The sequence below is a fragment of the Streptomyces sp. ATexAB-D23 genome, assembly GCF_000373645.1.
GTDB classification, from domain to species: Bacteria; Actinomycetota; Actinomycetes; order Streptomycetales; family Streptomycetaceae; genus Streptomyces; species Streptomyces castrisilvae.
In genome coordinates this window covers 128,391-145,630 of the sequence record NZ_KB892057.1, presented here as the reverse complement: position 1 = coordinate 145,630, position 17,240 = coordinate 128,391, and the positions used below count along the sequence as shown (strand labels likewise).

The window sequence follows — 17,240 nt, the reverse complement described above, 5'->3', positions numbered from 1 at the left end:
TACCTGACCGCTTTGTCCACAATCGCCGGCCGGGCTGGATATGGGTGAGGGGCCGCCGAGAATCTCGGCGGCCCCTCACCCAGCTGTCGCGCGACGTCAGCCCTTGGTCGCCTCAGCAGCCCCATCAGCCTTCGGCGCGTCCGCGTCCGCATCCGCGTCCACGGTCTCATCGGAGGCCCCGGAGGCCTCGCCCTCGGGCTCGTCCGACGACTCCGACGCCTCCGGCGCCCCGGGTTCGACGATCTCCTCGCGCCCCGGCCGGATCTTCGCCGAGATCACGATGTACGCGACCGCCAGGACGAACACGATCAGCGCGGTCCACACGTTGAGCCGCAGGCCCAGGATGTGGTGGGCCTCGTCGACCCGCATGTACTCGATCCACGCGCGCCCGGCGCAGTACGCCGCGACGTACAGCGCGAACGCCCGCCCGTGTCCGAGCTTGAAGCGGCGGTCGGCCCAGATGACGAGGAGCGCCACACCGACGCACCACAACGACTCGTACAGGAAGGTCGGGTGGTAGGTGCCGGCCACCCGGTTCGGGCCCTCGCTGATCTTCAGCGCCCACGGGACGTCGGTCTGCCGGCCGTACAGCTCCTGATTGAACCAGTTGCCCCAGCGGCCGCAGGCCTGGGCGAGGGCGATGCCGGGGGCGAGCGCGTCGGCCCAGGCGGGCAGCGGGATCCCGCGGCGGCGGCAGCCGATCCAGGCACCGACCGCGCCCAGCGCGATCGCACCCCAGATACCGAGGCCGCCCTGCCAGATCTTGAAGGCGTCGACCCAGTTCTCACCGTCGCTGAAGTACAGCTGGTAGTCGGTGATGACGTGGTAGAGCCGGCCGCCGACAAGCCCGAAGGGCACGGCCCAGACGGCGATGTCGGCAACGGTGCCGGCGGTGCCTCCTCGGGCGACCCAGCGCTTGTTGCCGAACCAGACGGCGACGAAGACACCGATGATGATGCAGAACGCGTAGCCGCGGAGCGGGATCGGTCCGAGATCGATCACGCCGGTCGACGGGCTGGGAATGTAGGCAAGGTTCATGACAGCGTCGACGCTACCTTGCCGGGCGGGAGGTACGGCAACCCGCCCGGCAACGTCTGGGTAACGAGCGGGTCATCGATTCCCCCGACCGGCCCTGGGAATGTGACGACCGGCCCTACGGCGTGGGCGTCGCGGTGCCCGGCTTCTTTCCCTTGTTGGCCTCGGCGACCCACTTCTTCAGGTTGGCCACGGAGATCGCCTCGTCGCCGTTCTTCGGGAAGACCGACTTCCCGTTGAGCAGCACGGTCGGGGTGCCCTGGAAGCCGCCGTCGCGGAAGGCCTGGTTCGACTTCTCGACCCAGGCGTCGTGCTTGCCGTCCTCGACGCAGCTGCGGAATCCGGGCGTGTCGAGCCCGTCGACCTTCTTTGCGAGCTTGATCAGCTCGGCGTTGTCACCGAAGGTGTCCTCGGTCTCCTGCGGCTGGTTGCGGTAGAGCACGTCGTGGTAGGCGGAGAACTTGCCGGCGTCCTGCGCGCAGGCCGCGGCGTTGGCCGCCTTGAGGGAGCCGCTGCCGCCCATGTTGCCGTCGATGATCGTGGCCAGGTGGTAGTCGACCTTGATCTGGCCGTCCTGCTCCAGCTCGTGGAGCGTGTCGCGGAACGCGTTCTCGAACTGGGCGCAGACCGGGCAGCGGAAGTCCTCCCAGATGGTGAGGGTGGACGGGGCGTCGTCCGCGCCGACCCGGATCGCCAGGGCGTCCTTGCCGGTCGCGCCCGAAGGCGCCACGGCGGGGCCGGACGACTTGGACTTGTCGCCCTTGCCGTCGGTATTGGCCGCGATCACGCCGATGACGGCGGCCAGTCCCAGCACCCCCACCACGGCGGTGGACACGATCAGCGTCCGGCGGCGGCGGTCTCGCGCCCTCGCCTCCTCGCGCTGCTGGATCAGCCGGTCTCGCGCGGCCCTCTTACCTTGCTGGTTCTTCTCGCTCACACCGCAGCAACGACCCGGGGAGGCACTCGCGTGCCTCCCCGGGCCGAGGTCCACCCGTTCGGATGACGCCCGGTGTCAGCGCTTTCGAACACCTTCGGCGAGGTCGGCCGCCAGTGAACGGACGGCGGCGAGGCCCGCCGCCTCGTCGGGGGCGTCCAGCATCCGCTTCACGAAGGCCGAGCCGACGATGACGCCGTCGGCGAAGCCGGCGACCTCCGCTGCCTGGGCCGCGTCGGATACGCCGAGGCCGACGCAGACCGGCAGCTCGGTCGTGGCGCGGGTGCGCCGCACCAGGTCCTGCGCCTGGGCGCCGACCGAGGCGCGGGTGCCGGTGACGCCCATCAGGGAGGCCGCGTAGACGAAGCCGGAGCCGGCCTCCGTGATGGTGGCGATCCGCTCGTCCCTGCTGCTGGGAGCGACGACGAAGACGGTGGCCAGGCCGTGCCGCTCGGCGTGCTCGCGCCACAGCGCGGACTCCTGGACCGGCAGGTCGGGCAGGATGCACCCGGCGCCGCCCGCGGCGGCGAGCTCGGCGGTGAAGCGCTCGACGCCGTACCGGTCGATCGGGTTCCAGTACGTCATGACGAGGATCGGTGCCCCGGTCGCCTCGTACGCCTCGCGCACCGTGCGCATCACGTCGGCGATCTTCACGCCGCCGCGCAGCGCGATGTCGTCGGCGGTCTGGATGACCGGGCCGTCGAGCACGGGGTCGCTGTGCGGCAGCCCCACCTCGACGACGTCGGCGCCGCCCGCGACGACCGCCTTGACGGCCTCGATGCCGCCGTCCACGGTCGGGAAGCCGGCCGGCAGGTACGCGATCAGCGCGGCCCGGTCCTCGGCGCGCGCGGTGGCGAGCGTGGTGCTCAGCAGTTCGGTGTTGCCGCTCACTGGACGTCCCCCTCGATCTCCGCGTCGGCGCCGGCGGCGTCCGCCTCGACGGCCGCGTCCGTCTCGTACAGCCCGAAGTAGCGGGCCGCCGTGTCCATGTCCTTGTCGCCCCGGCCGGAGAGGTTGACCAGGATCAGCCCGTCCCTGCCCAGCTCCTTGCCGACCTCCAGGGCCCCGGCCAGCGCGTGCGCGCTCTCGATGGCCGGGATGATGCCCTCGGTACGGGAGAGCAGGCGCAGCGCCTGCATGGCCGCGTCGTCGGTGACCGCGCGGTACTCGCCCCGGCCCGAGTCCTTCAGGTACGCGTGCTCGGGGCCGATACCCGGGTAGTCCAGGCCCGCCGAGATGGAGTAGGGCTCGGTGATCTGGCCCTCCTCGTCCTGGAGGACGTAGCTGCGCGAGCCGTGCAGGATGCCGGGCTCGCCCGCGGTGAGGGTCGCCGCGTGCTCCCCGCTCTCCACGCCGTGGCCCGCGGGCTCGCAGCCGATGAGGCGGACGTCGCTGTCGGGGACGAAGGCGTGGAAGAGGCCGATGGCGTTGGAGCCGCCGCCGACGCAGGCCACGGCGGCGTCCGGCAGCCGGCCGGCCCGCTCCAGGATCTGCCGCCTGGCCTCGACGCCGATGACGCGGTGGAAGTCGCGGACCATCGCCGGGAAGGGGTGCGGGCCCGCGACCGTACCGAAGAGGTAGTGGGTGCGGTCCACGTTGGCGACCCAGTCGCGGAACGCCTCGTTGATGGCGTCCTTCAGGGTGCGGGAGCCGGACTTCACGGCGATGACCTCGGCGCCCAGCATCCGCATCCGCGCCACGTTCAGCGCCTGGCGCTCGGTGTCGATCTCGCCCATGTAGATCGTGCAGTCGAGGCCGAAGAGGGCGCAGGCGGTGGCGGTGGCCACGCCGTGCTGGCCGGCGCCGGTCTCGGCGATGACCCGGGTCTTGCCCATGCGCCGGGTCAGCAGGGCCTGCCCCAGCACGTTGTTGATCTTGTGGGAGCCGGTGTGGTTGAGGTCCTCGCGCTTGAGGAAGACGCGGGCGCCGCCCGCGTGCTCGGCGAAGCGCGCCACCTCGGTGAGGGCGCTGGGGCGGCCGGTGTAGTGGACCATCAGCTCGCCCAGCTCGGCCGCGAAGGCGGGGTCGGCCTTGGCCTTCTCGTACTCGTCGGCGACCTCGTCCACGGCGGCGACGAGCGCCTCCGGGATGAACTTTCCGCCGTAGGCGCCGAAGTATCCCTCGGCGCTGGGGATCAGACCCTCGGGGTCCGGGATGAAGAATTCGGACAACATCGTGGAGTTGCTCCTCGTCATGGCATGGCTGGTTGCAGCGTGTGCGCCGTGAGCGGAGCGCCGCCTCGGCCGGGGGCCGGGGCGGATGCGGACGCGCGGAACCCGGCCCTGGTGGGCTGGGGTGTCACGACGGCCGGGGCTCGCTCTACTGCGCGGACCCCGTGCGCCATCGCATGCCGTTGACCTGACCGGGCTCGTCGCCGATCACGTACCGCACCCGCCTGCCGTGCACACGGCGTGCCGGGGCCCGGCAGCCGCGGTGCCACGAGGGCAGTGCGCAGCGCATCGGCTCGGGGTGCGGGAGGGACATGGCGCGGCTCAGCTCCGGCCGTGGCGCAGGGCCGGGTGGGCGCCGGCGGCGACCAGGTCGGCGACGGCGGTGCGCGGGTCGCGGCCGGTGACCAGGGACTCGCCGACGAGCACGGCGTCCGCGCCGGCGTTGGCGTAGGCGATGAGGTCGTGCGGGCCGCGGACGCCGGACTCGGCGACCTTGACGATGTGGTCGGGGATCTCGGGGGCGACGCGCTCGAAGGTGGAGCGGTCGACCTTGAGGTCCTTCAGGTTGCGCGCGTTGACGCCGATGATCCTGGCGCCCGCCTCCACGGCACGCTCGGCCTCCTCCTCGTCGTGCGCCTCGACCAGCGGCGTCAGGCCGATGGACTCGGCGCGCTCGATCAGGGAGACCAGCGCCTCCTGTTCGAGGGCGGCGACGATCAGCAGCACGAGGTCGGCACCGTAGGCGCGGGCCTCCCACAGCTGGTACGAGGTGACGACGAAGTCCTTGCGCAGGATCGGGATGTCGACCTTGGCGCGGACGGCCTCCAGGTCGGCCAGTGAGCCGCCGAAGCGGCGCTCCTCGGTGAGGACGGAGATGACGGAGGCCCCGCCGGCCTCGTAGTCCGCGGCGAGCGCGGCCGGGTCGGCGATGGCGGCGAGCGCGCCCTTGGAGGGGCTGGAGCGCTTGACCTCGCAGATGACCGTCACGCCCTCGCCGCGCAGGGCGGCGACGCCGTCCTTGGCCTGGGGGGCGCGGGCGGCGCGTTCCTTGAGCTCGTCGAGGCTGACGCGCGCCTGCCGCTCCGCAAGGTCGGCGCGGACGCCGTCGATGATCTCGTCGAGCACACTCACGCGAGCGGCCCCCTTCCGGAACGGTGACAACGGAACGTACAGGCCACAGGATCAGCCACTCAGATGGTATCCGCAGGAGGCCGCTGGGCCCGCATCCGGCCACCGCCTGTCCCACAACCTGGGCATTCAGGGAGCGATCGCCGACCCGAACGGCAGATTCCGGACGACGGTGAAGATCAGCAGTACGGCTCCGATCCCCCACCAGTGGACCGGCCGCAGAGCGAACCGCCAGGGCCTCCCGGTCGCCTCGCGGACCATCCACACCGCCCAGAGCACGGCGAAGATCCCGTACCCGACGACGGCCAGGGAGTTGGAGCCGAAGGCGGCCGCCAGGTCGCCGTGGGCGAAGGCGTGGGCGCTGCGCAGTCCGCCGCAGCCGGGGCAGTAGATGCCGGTGAGCCGCAGCAGCGGGCAGACGGGGTAGTGGCCCGGCTGGTTCGGGTCGACCGTCGCCACGTAGCCGAAGGCGCCGACGACGGCGGCCAGGACGCCCGCCGGGGTGGCGATCCGGCGCAGCCGGGAGGCGCCGCCGGGGGCGGCGGGAAAGAGCGGTGGGGGGCCCGCCGGGGGGCCGGGGGCGGGCGGCGGTCCGGCGTCCACCGGCAGCGGGGCCCGGTCAGGTGGTACCGGGGCGGGGGTAGGCGATGCGTCCACCCGGTGATTGTCGCCCCTGACGCGCGAAGGCGCAGCCCCGGCCGGGGCTGCGCCTCGTATGCGCGGGTCGCGCGGGGTCAGGAGGTCTGCGCGTGGCCGGCGCGGGCCCTGGCGGCGGCCCGGTCGGCCGACTCCTTCGGCATGCCGAGTCCCGCGACCTTCATCGCGAGGCCGACGACACCACCGAGGAGGACGACGCCCATGCCGGCCCAGAAGCCGAGCGGGTTGGCCGCGACCATGAAGACGCCCGCGACGCAGAAGCCGATGAAGGCGATGATGACACCGGTCCAGGCGGCCGGGGTGTGTCCGTGGCTGCTGCCCGCCATGAGTTGCTCCTCGTTGGTGTTGCGCTGTTGGAATCGCTCGGGTGGCTGTACGCACGGCCGGTGCCGCTGTGGGTGCCGCTGTGCTGTGAGCTCACGGCCATTGTCCCGTACGTGCGGGTAGGACGTGAGCTGGGGGGTCATGCCTCGCGCGTCGGGTCCTCGCCGCGGTCCAGGGCCTTCCACAGGTCCTCGGGCCGGTCCGGGTCCGGGGCCCTGGGTGCCTTGCGGGAGCGGGGGCTGCCGTCGCGCTCGTAGCGTCCCGACATCGTGGGCCAGCGGCTGCCGTAGCGCAGGGCGAGCAGCCCGGCGAGCAGGATCAGCAGGCCGCCCGCCGCCGTGACGTACGGCCAGGCGGTGTGGGTGAGGGCGGTGATGGTCGCGGAGCTGTCGCCGCTGGTCTGCGCGGCCTTCTCGTCGAGCGCCCCGCTGTCGGACGCGCCGAGGAAGGCGCTCAGCGCGGCGCCGAGCCCGCTGAGCGCGAGCAGTCCCGCCACCACGCGCCGCCCGGCGGCGCGCACGGCGAAGACGGCGACGAGGGCGGCCAGGCCCACGATGGCGAGGGCGGCGGGCAGTCCGGTGACGTCCTGGCCGTCGGCGCTCAGGGGCAGGGTGCCGCCACCGACCGGGGCCTTGCCCTCGGCCCAGGTCTGCCCGGAGGCGAGCAGCACGACGGTCGCGCCGGCCGCTCCGAGGAGCAGGCCGGCGGCCAGGCTGCGGCGGCTTCCCGCGCTGTCGGGCGCGGCGGCGGCTTCGGCACGTGGCTGGGGTACGGGGACAGCACTCACGTACTCCACTATCCCTTACCGGCCCGCGGCGGCCCACCGCGCCCCTCGCCGTGGGCCGGGGCCCGGCTCAGGCGCCGCCGAGGCGGTTGGCGGTGTGGACGGCGCGGAGCACCGCCGCCGCCTTGTTGCGGCACTCGTTGTCCTCGGCGACCGGGTCGGAGTCGGCGACGACGCCCGCCCCGGCCTGGACGTAGGCCGTGCCGTCGCGCAGCAGGGCGGTGCGGATGGCGATGGCGGTGTCGGAGTCCCCGGCGAAGTCGAGGTAGCCGACGCAGCCGCCGTACAGGCCGCGGCGGGTGGGTTCCAGCTCCTCGATGATCTGGAGGGCGCGGGGCTTGGGGGCACCGGAGAGGGTGCCGGCGGGGAAGCAGGCGGTCAGCACGTCGAACGCCGTGCGGCCCTCGGCGACGCGGCCGGTGACGGTGGAGACGATGTGCATCACGTGCGAGTAGCGCTCGATGGACATGAAGTCGACCACCTCGACGCTGCCCGGTTCGCAGACCCGGCCCAGGTCGTTGCGCCCGAGGTCGACGAGCATCAGGTGCTCGGCGCGCTCCTTGGGGTCGGCGAGGAGTTCGTCGGCGAGCGCCTGGTCCTCCTGCGGGGTGGCGCCGCGGTGCCGGGTGCCGGCGATGGGGTGGACCATCGCCCGGCCGTCCTCGACCTTGACGAGGGCCTCGGGGCTCGATCCGGCGACGTCGAAGCCGTCGAACCGGAAGAGGTACATGTACGGCGAGGGGTTGGTGGCGCGCAGGACCCGGTAGACGTCGAGGGCGCTCGCCGTGCAGGGCGTCTCGAAGCGCTGGGAGGGCACGACCTGGAAGGCCTCGCCGGCCCGGATGCGCTCCTTCACGTCCTCGACGGCGTCCTGGTAGGCCTTGCCGCCCCAGAGCGCGGTGTACGGGGGCAGCTCGGAGGCGGGCAGGGCGGCGGGGGCGTTCTCCACGGGGCGGCGCAGGTCCCGCTCCATCGCGTCGAGCCGGACGACGGCGTCGCCGTACGCCTCGTCGACGCCGGTGGCCAGGTCGTTGTGGTTGATGGCGTTGGCGATGAGCAGGACGCTGCCGTCCCAGTGGTCCAGGACCGCGAGGTCGGAGGTGAGCAGCATGGTCAGCTCGGGCAGCCTCAGGTCGTCGCCGCCGCTGTCGCCGATCCTCTCCAGGCGCCGCACGATGTCGTAGCCGAGGTAGCCGACCATGCCGCCGGTGAAGGGCGGGAGGCCGGATTCCTGGTCGTGCGGGGTGTGCAGGGTCTCGATGGTGGCGCGCAGGGCCTGGAGCGGGTCGCCGTCGACGGGGACTCCGACGGGCGGGGTGCCGAGCCAGTGGGCCTCGCCGTCGCGGGTGGTGAGGGTCGCGGCGCTGCGTACGCCGATGAAGGAGTAGCGCGACCAGGTGCGGCCGTTCTCCGCGGATTCGAGGAGGAAGGTGCCGGTGCGTTCGCCCGCGAGCTTGCGGTAGAGACCGACCGGGGTGTCGCCGTCCGCGAGGAGGCGGCGGGTGACGGGGATGACGCGCCGGTCGACGGCCAGCTTGCGGAACGTGTCGAGGTCCATGGCGGCAGACCCTACTGTCCGAGCAGGACGTCGGCGTCGAAGCAGGTGCGGTCACCCGTGTGGCAGGCGGCGCCCGTCTGGTCGACCTTGACGAGGACGGTGTCGGCGTCGCAGTCCAGGGCGACGGACTTGACCCGCTGGATGTGGCCGGAGGTGTCGCCCTTGACCCAGTACTCCTGGCGGCTGCGCGACCAGTACGTGGCGCGGCCGGTGGTGAGGGTGCGGTGCAGCGCCTCGTCGTCCATCCAGCCCAGCATCAGTACCTCGCCGGTGTCGTACTGCTGGGCGATGGCCGGGACCAGTCCGTCGGCGCCGCGCTTGAGGCGGGCGGCGATGGCGGGATCGAGGGCGCTGGCGGGCCGGGGGGTGCCGGGCGTGGGCGTGCTGGTCATGCGCCCATTGTGCCGTGGTGGCGCGGGGCGCCCCGGCGTGCGTCCACTGGGCGGACGGGGGACGGCGGCCGTACGCTGGCGGGCATGTCGACCCATGCGAAGCGCGAACGACTTCTGCTCGCCGACCTGTTGGAGGCGGCGGGTCCGCAGGCCCCGACCCTCTGCCACGGCTGGACGGCCCGTGATCTCGCGGCCCATGTGGTGGTGCGGGAGCGACGGCCGGACGCGGCGGCCGGGCTGGTCGTCGGACCGCTGAGGAACCGGCGTGACCGGGTCATGGCCGAGTTCACCGCGAAGCCGTACGAGGAACTGATCCAGCTCATCCGTACGGGTCCGCCACGGATGTCCCCGTTCGGGCTGAAGCAGCTGGACGAGGCGGCGAACACGGTGGAGTTCTACATCCACGCCGAGGACGTGCGCCGGGCCCAGCCCGACTGGTCGGCGCGGGAGCTGGACCCGGTCTTCGCCGATGTCCTGTGGTCGCGTACGGAGAAGGCGGCGCGGATGCTGGGCCGCAAGGCGCCGGTGGGTCTGGTCCTGCGCCGCCCGGACGGGCAGACCGCGGTGGCGCACCGGGGCACGCCGGTGGTGACGGTGACCGGTGAGCCGGGCGAGCTGCTGCTGTTCGCGTTCGGGCGGCAGGAGGCGGCGCGGGTGGAGCTGGAGGGCGAGCCGGACGCGATCGGCCGGGTGGCGACGGCGAAGCTGGGCATGTGACCCGACCGCGCCTCGTACGCGGTGCCGGCGCGGGAGCTGTGCGTACGTGCGCCCGGTTCAGCGCGGGAGTTCGGCGCGGCGCAGTGGGGTGAGGACGAGGCCGATGAGGGCGCCGGCCGCGCATGTCCCGGCGCTGGTGACGAAGACGGGACCGGTGCCCCACAGGGCGACGGCGGCTCCGGTGACGGGGTAGCTGAGCGGTGCGAGGGCGTGGGTGAAGAGCGTGGAGACCGACGTGACCCGGCCGAGGTAGGCGGGGTCTGCCGCGGTCTGGATCAGCGCGCCGCACAGGGCGCCGCCGAGTCCCGCGAAGAGTCCGATGAGGACGGCGACCCCCGCGGCGAGGGGCAGGGAGGGTGCGTACGCCAGGGCTCCGACGGCGACCGCGCCGATCAGCACGGTGACGCACATGGTGAGCCCGGCCCTGGGTGCCCGGCCCCGTACGGCCAGGAGCAGGGCGGAGGCGCCCGCGCCGGCGCCGAAGGCGGCGACGATCCAGCCCATGCCGGAGGCGCCCCAGCCGCGTTCGTCGCTGAGCAGGATCAGGCCGAGGTTGAGGGGGCCGACGAAGCCCAGTTCGCTGAGGGCGACGACGAGCATGACGGGGCCGAGCAGCGGGTGGCGGCAGATGTACCGGAGCCCGTCGGCCAGTTCGCGCCGGGCGGTGCCGGCGGGTGCTGCCGTGTCCTGTTCGGGCAGCGGGCGCATTCGTACGGCCAGCAGGAGGGGCAGCGAGACGGCGAAGAGCACGCCGGCCGCGCCGAAGGCGAGGACCGGTCCGCCGAGGGCCACGGCCGCGCCGCCGAGCGGGGCGCCGACGACGTTGGCGGTGCGGGCGGCGAGGCCGCGCATGCCCTGGACGCGGGCGAGCTGGGAGGCGGCGGTGATTCTGGGCGGCAGGGCGCCGACGGCGGGCAGGAAGAGGGCGTCGACCGCGCCGAAGACGAGCGCGACGGCCACCAGCATCCACACCGTGGGCGAGGTGAGGAGCAGGGTGCCGGCCAGGCCGAGGATGACGAGGCAGCGGGCGGTGTCGCTCGCGACGACCACGCGGCGCGGCCCGAGCCGGTCGGCGAGCACTCCCCCGCCCAGCAGCAGCACGGCCCGGGGTATGGAGCCCACGGCGAGCACCAGGCCGGTCTGCGAGGCGGTGCCGGTGCGGGTGGCGGCCCAGGCGAGGGCCATGTAGTAGACGCTGTCGCCGACCATGGACGCGGTGTACGCGCCGAGCCAGCGCAGGACGTTGCCGTCGCGGTGGGCCGGGCGGACGGGTGCCTCGTCAAAGACGGGCAGGGTGGCGGTCACGGGATCGTCCTCTCGGGTCACCGGGTCAGGTCCGGAACGGGAAGCCGTACAGGTGCAGGGCGACGTTCTCGCGGTTCTCGGTGTCACCGGCCTCCTGGCGGGTGCGGCCCTGTGCCTCGTACCGCTTGATGAGCGCGTCCATCTCGCGTTCGAGGGCGGCGAGCTCCTCGGGGTTCAGCCGGGCCAGGTACTCCGAGCTGAAGGAGGCCCTGCGCCACTCGGGTGCCCAGGCGGAGGTCGCGTCGAGGTGGCGGCGGTACATGTCGACGTGCTGTTCGAAGGAGAGCCGGCTGACGGCGGCGTGCGTGGCGGCCTTCTCGGGGGCGTCGCGGAAGTCCTCGTCGTGGAAGCGCAGCCCCTTGGACGCGGGCTGCCACCAGCGCTCACGGGCGTCGCTCCCCTGCCCCTCGGCCTCCTCGATCAGGCCGTGCTCGGCGAGCTTGCGCAGGTGGTAGCTGACGAGCGAGACCGCTTCGTCGACCTGCTCGGCGAGCTGGGAGGCGGTGGCCTGCCGGGCGATGTACAGCGCCCGGTAGAGCTTCATCCGCAGGGGGTGCCCGAACGCCTTCAGGGTGCCGAGGTCGGATACCCGGCGTGATTCGTCGCTTGCCATGCCCCGACCCTAGATAGGAAAGAAACGTTGCGCAATATCTATTGCGCAATAAAAGTTGCACGCCTGCTTCCCGGCCTCTCCCGGTGCCGGTGCCCGGCTCGGCGCCGGCGGGTGCGGGAGCCGAGGTACCCGAGGAGGAACCCGGCCGGGATCGTGAGCAGGCCCGGCGTCTGGAGCGGGAACCAGTGGAAGTCGCGGTCCGGGAAGAGCGCGACCGGTGTGCCGGAGAAGGCGGGCGAGAACACCATGAGGACCGCGATCAGCGGCAGCGTCCCGTAGACGGTCCAGCGCACGCCCCGCGCGCCGAAGGCCCGCCGGTACAGCGCGTACAGCAGGACCGGTGGCAGTACGGACGCGGCCGCCGCGAACGACAGCGAGAGCAGCACCTGCGGGTTGCGGTCGTGGGTGTACGTCGACACGCCGACCGAGAGCGCGCCGGTCAGGACCACCGCCAGCCGGGCGCGCAGGATCTCGTGCCCGGCCGACCGCCCGGTGCGCGCGGCCGTACGGCTGCGGGCCCTCGCCGCGAAGTCGCGGGCGAGTGAGGACGCGGCGGCCAGGGTGATGCCGGCGACGGCGGCCAGCGTGGTCGCGAACACCGCGCAGGCGACGCACGCGAAGAGCAGGCTCTCGCGCGGCCCTCCGGCGCCCGGGTCCAGCGCCCCGGTCACCAGGAGCAACGCGGTGCCGCCCGCCGGGTCGGCCGCCCGGATCACCTGGTGGCCGAGCAGGGCGGACGCGCCGAGCCCCACGACGACGACCCCGGCGCACAGGAGGGCCACCGGGGCCGCCGCCCACACGGTGGCGCGGCGCACGGTCCGGCGGTCGCGCAGGGGGTGCAGCCGCATCATGATGTGCGGCATGCAGGCCGCCCCGAGGAGCAGGGTGAGCTGGAAGCCCAGCAGATCCAGGGTGCCGGCGAGGCCGTGGCCGAACTGCAGCCCCGGGCGGGCGTACGCGCCGCCCGCGCCGCTGCCGTGGCGCGCGGCGTCGAACAGGGCGGACGGGTTCCAGCCGAAGCGGGCGAGCACCAGCCCCGCGAGCAGCGTCACCGCGGCCAGCACCACCGCGACCTTGAGGATCTGGATATAGCCGGTGCCCCGCATGCCGCCGACCGCGGAGTAGCAGACCATCAGGGCGCCGCTTGCCACGGTGCAGCTGGTGAGCGCGCCGTCCGGCAGCCCGAACATGGCGGCCATCACCCGGCCCGCGGTGGCCAGTTGCACCAGGAGCAGCGGGGCGAGGACGACCAGGGTGGTGATGCCGAGGGCGCGGCGCACGGACGGGTCGCCGAGCCGGTCCGCGAGGAAGTCGCCGAGGGTGAACACCCCGCCGCGGCGCATGGGTTCGGCCAGCACCCGCATCACCAGGACGAGCGAGGCGACCGTGGCGAGGGCGAACAGGACACCGTCGAACCCGGCGAGCGCGACCGAGCCGGTGGTGGAGAGGAGGGTGGCGGCCGAGATGTAGTCACCGGCGATGGCCAGCCCGCTCCCGACCCCTCCGAGCGCCGCCCCGCCGCCCGCGTAGAAGTGCTCCGGATCGTCCTGGTCGGCGGCGGCCAGGCCGCACAGCAGCAGGGAGACGGCGACGAACGCGAGGAAGACGACGAACGCCAGCGACCGGGCGTCGAGGCCTCCGCTCACCGGCGTGCCCCGGTGGTGGGCGGGGTGGGGACGGCGTCGGGGGCGCTGGGTGACGGAGACACACGAGACATGCGGCTACGGCATCAGGGCCCCGGGTCCGCGTACAGCGGGTGCCCCCGGGGCGCTGCGCGGTGACAGGACTCGGGGGCGAGGACTGTGCGGGGGCACAGGCGTGGGGGGGTGGGAGAGGCGGTGGACGCGCGGGGGCGGGAGTGGTGGACGCCGGGGGGTGGGACCCGCAGGGGGGGCAGGTACGCGGGGGCGGCGGGCACGGGGGCCCGGGTGCGCGGGCGCGGGCTCGGGTACGCGGGCGCAGGGGCGGGTACGCGGGCGCGGCCAGCAGGCGGGCAGGCGCGGGCGCGGCCAGCAGGCGCTGGCGCGCACCCGCCTGGCCACACCCCCCGCAGCGGGGACCGGCCACGGCTCCCCGGCGAGCCCGCTCCCCCCTGAGGGGAAGGCCCCGTCGTCAGCCGGGGAGCAGGCGCCGGGCCGCCAGGGCCAGGGAGACCTCGACCGCGTCGGACGGGCGGGTCAGGCAGCGGCCGGTCAGCTGCTCGAAGCGGCGGAGCCGGTTCAGGACGGTGTTGCGGTGGCAGTAGAGGCGGGCGCCCGCCCGGGGGGCCGAGCCGTCGCAGTCGAACCACGCCGTGAGCGTGTCGATGAGCACGTCGCGGTCGGCCGGGTCCAGCCGGTCCAGGGGCCCCAGCACCCGGTTGGCGAGGGCCGTGCCGAGCCCCGGGGACGAGACGACGAGGGCGGCGGGCAGCTGCTGGTCGAGCAGGACCACCCCGCCGTCCGCCGGGCAGGCCCGCAGGGCGGTCTCCGCGAGGCGCCGGGCGTCCCCGACCGCCGCGAGGCCGTCGACGGCCGAGCTGATGCCGACCCGGGCCCCGGGCGGTACGCGCAATTCGGCGGCGAGCGCGAGGAGCGCCCCGTCCCCGGCGTCCACCGCTTCCGCCCGCTCGGGCTCCCCGGGCACGGCGGGTTCGTCCGTACCCGGGTCCGCGTCCCCGCCCCGGCCCAGCGGCAGGATGGCGAACTCCGCGTCCGGGCCCGCGTGCCAGAGCGCGTCCGGGCCCGCGGGCAGTTCCAGGGGCGGATGGGTGGCGCCGTGCGGGGAGCGGCGGGCGTCGACGAGGGCGAGGACCGCGTACCGGCCGCCCTCCGGCAGCCCGAGCACGGCGGCGGTGTCCGGGAGGTCGGCTATCTGGGCGGTGCCGTCCAGCAGGGCGGCCGTCATCAGGCGCTGGCGGTTCTCCCGGCGCCAGGCCAGCCGGCGCTCGGCCCGCCGGTAGGCGTCGGCGACGACACCGCAGTGCTCGTCCACGAAGTTCCAGACGTCCGCGGCGACATGGACGAGCAGCCGGACGTCCTCGGGGTGGCGGCGCGCGGTCTCGTCCACCAGGTCCTGCCAGACCATCGCCCCGCCCATCCGGAACGCGTGCAGGACCGCGTCCAGCGGCACCCCCTGCTCCGCCCGGACCTCGCCGATCCGCCGGGAGGTGCGGTGCGCGGCGTCCCGGAACTCGCGGGGCTGGATCAGCGAGCCGACGTTGTGCCGCAGCGACTGGTGCACCTCCTGCCAGATCTCCGCCGGGTCGGCCTCGATCGCCGCGCGGTAGCCGGGCTCCCGCTCGCGCAGCGCCTCCACCATCCGGTCCGTCAGCTCCGGCAGCGCCGCGACCAGCACCCGGGCGGCCCGGTGCAGTACGGCGACCGCCTCGCGGTCGGCCAGCGAACGGAAGCGGCGCGGGACCGGGGCGACGGGAGGCGGCGCGTGCAGCGCCCTGACCCGTGAACGTACGACCTGTGGCATGGCGGCCTCCACCGGGATTCGGCCGGCTCGGTCAACGGCCGGCTCCGGTTCGCCCTGCCCAGCACGAGGCACGGGCGCACCGAATGATCCTGACGCCCGCAGAATGACATACCGCCCAGTCGGTACCTAGGGGTCTGCGTCCTCCTTCTCATCACGGTCCTGCAACCCCGCCGCCCCGGACCCGCCCCGAAGCGGCTCCGGACCGCCCCCGCAGCAAGTCCGGGGCCTGGTTTCTACCGCCTCCCGTCCAGCAGCCTGGCCAGCTCCGTCCGGGAGCGCACCCCCAGCGCGGCGAACACGTTGCGCAGATGGTGGTCGACGGTCCGCGTGCTCACCGAGAGCCGCAGCGCCACCTCCCGGTTGGTGGCCCCCTCCCCGACGCACCGGGCGATCCGCTGCTGCTGCGGGGTCAGCGCGGCCAGCGGATCGGCGCCCCGGGCCGGGTCCGGTGCCTCCACCGACTCCCCGGCGGCCCGCAGTTCACCGCTGGTCCGGTCCGCCCAGGCCCGCGCGCCGCAGCGTTCGAACGCCACCAGCGCGTCCCGCAACGGCTCCCTGGCCTCCCGGGTGCGGCGGCGCCTGCGCAGCCAGGAGCCGAACAGGAGGCGGGTGCGGGCGTGTTCGAAGTCGCCGCCCGCCCGGTCGTGGTGGGCGAGCGCCTCCTCGTACCGCCCGGCCACCTCGCCCGGCGGCGCCAGCAGGGCCCGGCAGCGGGCCAGTTGGGCGGGGACCTGGGGGTCCGTGGTGCGGGTGGCCCACACGGCGAACTCCCCCACCGCGTCGGCCACCGGATCCGCGCCCCTCCCCCGGCGCGCCCGCCCGGCCCGCACCGACGCCTCCACGTAGCAGGGGACGGCGAGCATCCTGGTGGCGAAGTGCCCGCGCCCCGGCCCCGGCCGTACCAGTGGGTCGAGCCGCGCCGCCGCCTCGGCCGAGCGCCCCGCCGCCAGATCGGCGCGGGCCTGCGCCCAGGTGGCGAGGGTCGCGGCCTGGACGAGCCCGTGCGGTGCCGCGCCCGCCAGGGCGGCGTCGGCGTGCGCCGCGCACTCCCGCGCCCCGCCCTCCACCGACGCGGCGAGGGCCAGCACGGCGTGCAGATGGGCGGCGGCGTTGGGCTGCCCGCAGCGGCGGGCCGCGCGCAGGCCGTCCAGCGCGTGGGCGCGGGCGCGGGCGTGGCGTCCGGCGCGCAGCTCCGCATAGGCCAGGTGCTCCAGGGCCTGGGGCAGCAGCGCGTCGGCGCCGCTCGCGCGCACGGCGGCCAGCGCGCGGACCCCGGCCCGGCAGGCGGCGTCGAGGTCGCCGAGCACGAGTCCCGCCGCCCCGCTCCGCAGCAGGGCCGCGGGGTCCTGGGACCGGGCGGCCGAGCCGAGCAGGCGGCGCAGCAGCGCGTGCCCCTCGCCGATCCGCCCGCGCAGCACGGCGCACATGCCGTCCCGGTACTGCGCGAGGGCCCGGTCGGGTACGTCGGCGGGGATACGGGTCAGCGCGTCCAGGTAGCCGAGGGCGTCGCCCGCCGCCCAGGCGGCCTCGGCGGCGCCGAGGAGGGCGTCGAGCGCGCGGCCGGGCTCCCTCGGGGCGAGCAGGGCGGCGGCGGTGAGCAGGGCCTCGTGGGCGTCGGGGGCAGGGCCGTCCCGCAGGGCGAGCAGGCCGCGTACGTGGTGGGAGGCGGGGTGCGCACCGGCCCCGGCCAGCAGTGCGCGGGCCCGCCCGGGGTCGCCGGCGAGCCGGGTGTGATCGGCCGCCGCCGCGAACCGGGCCGCCCGCAGCGCCTCGCCCGGGGTCAGGCCGGCGGCGCGGGCGAGCGCGGCGGCCCGCTCGGCGTGCGGACGGGGCGCGGCGGCGTCCTCCAGCGCGTCGGCGAGCGGCGCGTCGGGCCCCGTGGCGGCGCAGGCCCGCTGGACGAGGGCGGCGAGCGGGGCGGGGCCGGTCGGCACGGGGCCGTTGACCGGGTCCGAGCAGCTCGGGCCGGTCACCACGGAACCGCCGACCGAGTCCAGGCCGCACGATCCAGTCACCACAGAACCGCCGACCGAGTCCAGGCCGCACGATCCAGTCACCACAGAACCGCCGACCGAGTCCAGGCCGCACGATCCAGTCACCACAGAACCGCCGACCGAGTCCAGGCCGCACGATCCAGTCACCACAGAACCGCCGACCGAG

Annotated in this window: 16 protein-coding genes and 1 pseudogene; 1 reads left to right on the top strand and 16 read right to left on the bottom strand. The window is 74.6% G+C overall.

The window, feature by feature from the left end:
• Positions 1-96: 96 nt before the first annotated feature.
• From lgt to hisI, 11 genes are all read right to left on the bottom strand, one after another.
• Positions 97-1,038: a prolipoprotein diacylglyceryl transferase gene (lgt, locus tag B082_RS0130450; protein WP_018555578.1), complete on the bottom strand. Its 942-nt coding sequence runs from the start codon at positions 1,036-1,038 to the stop codon at positions 97-99.
• Between the two features lie 115 nt (positions 1,039-1,153).
• Positions 1,154-1,972: a DsbA family protein gene (locus B082_RS0130445; protein WP_018555577.1), complete on the bottom strand. Its 819-nt coding sequence runs from the start codon at positions 1,970-1,972 to the stop codon at positions 1,154-1,156.
• A 75-nt stretch (positions 1,973-2,047) separates the two neighbouring features.
• A complete protein-coding gene (trpA, locus tag B082_RS0130440; RefSeq protein ID WP_018555576.1) occupies positions 2,048-2,860 on the bottom strand; it encodes a tryptophan synthase subunit alpha in 813 nt (270 codons plus the stop codon).
• On the bottom strand, positions 2,857-4,143 hold the full coding sequence (trpB, locus tag B082_RS0130435; RefSeq protein WP_018555575.1) for a tryptophan synthase subunit beta: 1,287 nt from the start codon (positions 4,141-4,143) through the stop codon (positions 2,857-2,859). Before trpB ends, trpA begins: the two co-directional genes overlap by 4 nt.
• A 145-nt stretch (positions 4,144-4,288) precedes the next feature.
• Positions 4,289-4,465, bottom strand: a complete 177-nt coding sequence (gene trpM / locus B082_RS40580; protein ID WP_371933764.1) for a tryptophan biosynthesis modulator TrpM — start codon at positions 4,463-4,465, stop codon at positions 4,289-4,291.
• Positions 4,462-5,271 carry an indole-3-glycerol phosphate synthase TrpC gene (trpC, locus tag B082_RS0130425; protein WP_018555573.1) on the bottom strand — a complete coding sequence of 270 codons (810 nt, stop codon included), beginning with the start codon at positions 5,269-5,271 and terminating at the stop codon, positions 4,462-4,464. Before trpC ends, trpM begins: the two co-directional genes overlap by 4 nt.
• Before the next feature lie 126 nt (positions 5,272-5,397).
• Positions 5,398-5,871, bottom strand: coding sequence for a DUF2752 domain-containing protein (locus B082_RS0130420; RefSeq protein WP_018555572.1), 474 nt, complete (start codon positions 5,869-5,871; stop codon positions 5,398-5,400).
• Between the two features lie 131 nt (positions 5,872-6,002).
• On the bottom strand, positions 6,003-6,251 hold the full coding sequence (locus B082_RS0130415) for an HGxxPAAW family protein (RefSeq protein ID WP_018555571.1): 249 nt from the start codon (positions 6,249-6,251) through the stop codon (positions 6,003-6,005).
• 137 nt (positions 6,252-6,388) lie between these two features.
• A complete protein-coding gene (locus tag B082_RS0130410) occupies positions 6,389-7,045 on the bottom strand; it encodes a TIGR02234 family membrane protein (RefSeq protein WP_018555570.1) in 657 nt (218 codons plus the stop codon).
• A 58-nt stretch (positions 7,046-7,103) separates the two neighbouring features.
• The gene (locus tag B082_RS0130405; protein ID WP_018555569.1) at positions 7,104-8,591 is read right to left on the bottom strand and encodes an anthranilate synthase component I; all 1,488 of its coding nucleotides are present in this window, start codon (positions 8,589-8,591) and stop codon (positions 7,104-7,106) included.
• A gap of 11 nt (positions 8,592-8,602) precedes the next feature.
• Positions 8,603-8,983: a phosphoribosyl-AMP cyclohydrolase gene (hisI, locus tag B082_RS0130400; protein ID WP_018555568.1), complete on the bottom strand. Its 381-nt coding sequence runs from the start codon at positions 8,981-8,983 to the stop codon at positions 8,603-8,605.
• Positions 8,984-9,067: 84 nt separating this feature from the next.
• On the opposite strand from hisI, the gene B082_RS0130395 reads away from it, so the two are divergent.
• Positions 9,068-9,700 carry a TIGR03085 family metal-binding protein gene (locus tag B082_RS0130395; protein ID WP_018555567.1) on the top strand — a complete coding sequence of 211 codons (633 nt, stop codon included), beginning with the start codon at positions 9,068-9,070 and terminating at the stop codon, positions 9,698-9,700.
• A gap of 57 nt (positions 9,701-9,757) precedes the next feature.
• Here the strand turns inward: B082_RS0130395 and B082_RS0130390 are convergent, their stop codons facing one another.
• From B082_RS0130390 to B082_RS40470, 5 genes and pseudogenes are all read right to left on the bottom strand, one after another.
• Positions 9,758-11,005, bottom strand: coding sequence for an MFS transporter (locus tag B082_RS0130390; protein WP_018555566.1), 1,248 nt, complete (start codon positions 11,003-11,005; stop codon positions 9,758-9,760).
• A gap of 25 nt (positions 11,006-11,030) precedes the next feature.
• The gene (locus tag B082_RS0130385; RefSeq protein WP_018555565.1) at positions 11,031-11,618 is read right to left on the bottom strand and encodes a winged helix-turn-helix domain-containing protein; all 588 of its coding nucleotides are present in this window, start codon (positions 11,616-11,618) and stop codon (positions 11,031-11,033) included.
• Positions 11,619-11,656: 38 nt separating this feature from the next.
• The gene (locus tag B082_RS37040) at positions 11,657-13,264 is read right to left on the bottom strand and encodes a cation acetate symporter (protein WP_018555564.1); all 1,608 of its coding nucleotides are present in this window, start codon (positions 13,262-13,264) and stop codon (positions 11,657-11,659) included.
• Positions 13,265-13,730: 466 nt separating this feature from the next.
• Complete coding sequence (locus B082_RS0130375; protein WP_026250351.1) at positions 13,731-15,080, bottom strand: helix-turn-helix domain-containing protein; 1,350 nt, start codon at positions 15,078-15,080, stop codon at positions 13,731-13,733.
• Between the two features lie 233 nt (positions 15,081-15,313).
• Positions 15,314-16,996: pseudogene (locus B082_RS40470) on the bottom strand (helix-turn-helix transcriptional regulator); the annotation flags it as partial.
• Positions 16,997-17,240 lie beyond the last annotated feature (244 nt).